The sequence below is a fragment of the Silvanigrella sp. genome (genome assembly GCF_044369315.1).
Classification (GTDB): Bacteria; Bdellovibrionota_B; Oligoflexia; order Silvanigrellales; family Silvanigrellaceae; genus Silvanigrella.
Genome location: NZ_JBIPMD010000281.1, coordinates 1 through 3,856 on the forward strand (window position 1 = coordinate 1; position 3,856 = coordinate 3,856).

General features: G+C 35.7%; 4 protein-coding genes. 3 read left to right on the forward strand and 1 reads right to left on the reverse strand.

Translation table 11 applies throughout. The annotated features are described in order from the left end of the window. Window positions 1-1,133 (reverse strand): lyase family protein (locus ACIQ56_RS15435; protein WP_397601938.1); only part of this gene is annotated, 1,133 nt, incomplete at its 3' end. Between the two features lie 142 nt (window positions 1,134-1,275). Between ACIQ56_RS15435 and ACIQ56_RS15440 the strand changes: the two genes are divergently transcribed. The 3 genes from ACIQ56_RS15440 to ACIQ56_RS15450 form a co-directional block, all read left to right on the forward strand. Then, window positions 1,276-2,259, forward strand: coding sequence for a hypothetical protein (locus ACIQ56_RS15440; RefSeq protein ID WP_397601939.1), 984 nt, complete (start codon window positions 1,276-1,278; stop codon window positions 2,257-2,259). A gap of 122 nt (window positions 2,260-2,381) precedes the next feature. Further along, window positions 2,382-3,410: a rod shape-determining protein gene (locus tag ACIQ56_RS15445; RefSeq protein ID WP_148697668.1), complete on the forward strand. Its 1,029-nt coding sequence runs from the start codon at window positions 2,382-2,384 to the stop codon at window positions 3,408-3,410. Between the two features lie 43 nt (window positions 3,411-3,453). Continuing rightward, window positions 3,454-3,856: hypothetical protein (locus tag ACIQ56_RS15450; protein ID WP_397601940.1), on the forward strand; the 403-nt coding region annotated here is incomplete at its 3' end.

A 3,856-nucleotide genomic window follows, 5' to 3' on the forward strand; every position in this document is an offset into this window, starting at 1 on the left:
CTTAATTCTAAAAAGAGTTTTGAACCTTCTCGAATACGGGCAATATCTTCACTTAACATGACAGAAAAGGCTTCAAATTCTTGGCCTAAAGTCATTGGCACGGCATCTTGTAATTGTGTCCGACCCATTTTTATCACATCAGAAAATTCCCTGCCTTTTTCAGACAAGGTCTCACAAAGCTCTTCTAAAGCTTCTACTAAAGCAGGAATGGATTGAAGAGCTGCTAAACGAATTGCAGTTGGATAAGCGTCGTTGGTAGATTGGCCTAAGTTAACATGATTATTTGGGTGAATAAAATGATATTCCCCTTTTTGTTTTCCCAAAAGCTCTAACGCTCTATTTGCAATCACTTCATTCGCATTCATATTTGTTGAGGTTCCCGCTCCCCCCTGGATCATGTCAACCAAAAATTGATCATGCCAATGACCTGCAATAATTTCGTCGCAGGCCATAACAATATGTTCGGAAATTTCTTTTTCAAGGACTCCAATTTCGCAATTGGCAAGCGCTGCGGCTTTTTTTACTTGAGCTAATCCTTTAATAAATACAGGAAAATCTCTTAAAACCACAGCCGTAATATTAAAGTTTTCAATTGCTCTTAAGGTTTGAACACCATAATAAGCTTCATCTGAAATTTCTCTATCACCTAAAAGATCGTGTTCATGGCGTTTTTTACCGGAACCATAGCCAGAAAAATGAACGTTTCCATGACTTGCACCACGTGAAAGTTTATTAAAGACAAATGTCCCAATATTCATTTGAATTTTACAAGAAATATCTTGATGTTCTTTCATTAATTTTAGAAAATTTGCTCGTGAAAGAATTACCATTTCAACATTGGTTACCGCAATGGATTTTGCTTTATGAAGGGTACCTTCTTGAAGCAGTGCGGCTTCCCCAAGAAACTGACCAGGACCATAAATTGTTGTTGGTTCTTCAAAATCATAGGTTTGAGCCGATACTTCGATACGACCTTTTAAAATGAGACGAAGCTTGTCTCTTACTTGTCCGGGTGTATAAATGGTGGCACCCTTTTTAAAGGTTAAGTGTTCAAAATATTTTGAAAGGGTTTTAATTTCTTTCTCAGAAAGGCTTGAAAAAAGACTAAAATGTGGAAAAAAAGCAAGATCCATGGCAATAATTCCTCCATATATGGATTCATTTTGTGTTACACCTATTTTATAGCGGTGACAATGGGAGTACTTGATGCTACATCCCTATAGTTGATTAAGAATAAAATTACTAATCGACTCAATAAGATATGAGGTTATCCTTTTGGCTTTTCGCGAAACAGAAATTCATTACTCCATATGGCTTTATCCTGAAAAAAAGGATAACTTGCAGTATATTGTATTCATTTCTGTTTTAATTCATGTTCTATTTGGCTACTTTTTATATTATTTTAAGCCAAATGAAAATCAATTTAAAGAGATAACAAGTTCAACTGCACCAAGTAAACCACCTATCCATATTCGTTTTACAGATGGGCAAATATCAAATTCATCTCCGAATCATGAACATTCCAATAAAAAATTAGGGTTAAAAAATATTCCTAAAAATCATTCTGGAGGTGTTCTTACTGATAATAATCCAAACTCTAAAAGTAAAACTTTAGTTCCCGAAAGCTTACTTTCACCAGACCGCGAAGCCAAAAAAAATCCTTTTATATCGAAGAGAATACCTACAAAAAACAATAAGGATGAACCTGTCTCTCTACCCAAAAATATTCAAAAAAACCCTACAAATGGGTTAGATTCCTTTTTACCAAATTCAAGCTCTGCTTATATTGATGAGCTCCGTAAAAGTACTCAAAAACAACAAAAAATTGAAGGCGATAGCGGTGACATTCCTGTTGTAGGAGATGATCTCACCCCTAGAAATGGTCCTAAAATTAGGGAACGTTATTCTGTAAAGGATTTAGGGCTTTATCAATTTAGTCAAGAGTTCAAAGAAAAATTTTCAGGTATTTGGAATTCTCGTGAAAGATGGGTTCCACCAAGTTCCCCACTACGTCCAGGAGATATCGTGTACTATAAACTTTATATTAAGGGGGACGGATCCCTTCAAAAGTTCGAAAACCTTTCTCACAAAAGGGTTCCACAAAAGGATTTTTCCGCTGTGGATAAAATGATTGAAGAGGTTGTGTCACAAGTATTTCCGATGACAGTACCCCCTCGATTTGCTCAAAATATGGTTACAGAAATTGTTGCTATCCAGGTGGTAGGAACAAACAGTCCTGTTCAATATTCTTTTCAATAGAGTAAAAATTGGTTTGTTTTGATAGAATAACCGTTCTCAAAGTGATACCTTTTTTGATATAGCATGAATTAAACTTTGAATGCACTTAAGTTCATTCTCTCCAATTTCCCTAGGGAGGATCCATGTTTGATTGGTTTTTTAGGCTACTTTCCCACGATTTAGCTATTGATTTAGGAACTGCCAACACTTTAGTTTATGTTAAAAACAGAGGGATTGTGGCAAACGAACCGTCGGTAGTTGCTGTTCAACGTGACTCCCGTGGACTTCGTACTGTAAAAGCAGTTGGTAGAGCTGCAAAAGAAATGCTTGGAAGAACTCCTGGCACAATTGAAGCGGTTCGTCCTATGAAAGACGGTGTCATTGCCGACTTTGAATTAACAGAAAAAATGTTAAGTTACTTTATTGGAGTTGCTCATAATCACCGTTCCCTTGTCAGACCCAGAGCTGTTATTTGTATTCCATATGGAATTACAGAAGTAGAAAAAAGAGCTGTTCGTGAATCCGCTGAATCTGCAGGTTGCTCTTCTGTTTATTTAATTGAAGAACCTATGGCTGCTTCAATTGGAGCAGACTTGCCCATTCATGAAGCAAGCGGAAATATGATAGTAGATATTGGTGGTGGAACAACAGAAGTCGCTGTAATATCTTTATTAGGTATTGTTTATTCAAAAAGCGTTCGGGTTGGTGGTGATAAAATGGATGAATCCATTGTAAATTATTTAAAACGACGTTTTAACGTTTTAATTGGGGAAAGAACGGCAGAACAAATTAAAATTGCTATTGGATCTGCTTATCCTGAAGAAGAAATTCGCACCATGCAAGTAAAAGGCCGTGACCTTGTTGCTGGAATTCCAAAAACGATTGAAGTAACAAGCGAAGAAATTCGTGAAGCAATGCAGGAACCCGTAAATGCAATTGTCGAAGCGGTACGCCTTGCCCTTGAAAAAACACCTCCTGAATTAGCGGCAGATATTGTTGATAAAGGAATTGTTTTAGTTGGTGGTGGAGCTCTCATTCGAAATTTAGATGTTTTATTACGTGAAGAAACAGGACTTCCTATTGTTGTTGCTGAAAATCCTTTAACTGCTGTTGTACTTGGCTCGGGACGCGTTCTTGACAATCCTGAACTTCTCAGAGAAGTTACTTTTTAAATAAAAAATATTTTTTTATTTTTAGTAACTTTTTGAGGTTTCCATGTCTTCTATTTTTACTGCAGCACAAAGAAGATCTCTTGATAGAATTTCGGGTAATTATTTACATTTTTTAGATCAAGAATCCGATTTTACTTTATCAGATGTATTTTCTTTAGGAATTCTTTTAACCCAAGCGACTCAAAACAGCAAAAGAAACAAACAACTCATAGAATATTATAAATCTGCATATTCTATAACTTGTGGGGCTCTTCATATTAAAAATCCGGAATTATTTTTAATTCGTATTTCAAATAAAACAAATTCTGAAACGTGGGATGATTTTTCCGATTTCAAAGCTGTTTGGTACCCAAAATGGTTTACAAATCAACTTGAACTTAGAAAAAATATTTTTCTTTTTGCGAGCGAAGAAACACAAAATAATACACCCGATTTTTTTTTTTGGG

What these genes read in the sequence shown, in the direction of transcription:
- ACIQ56_RS15445 (WP_148697668.1), top strand. Translation starts at nt 2,382, where the DNA reads ATGTTTGATTGGTTTTTTAGGCTACTTTCCCACGATTTAGCTATTGAT.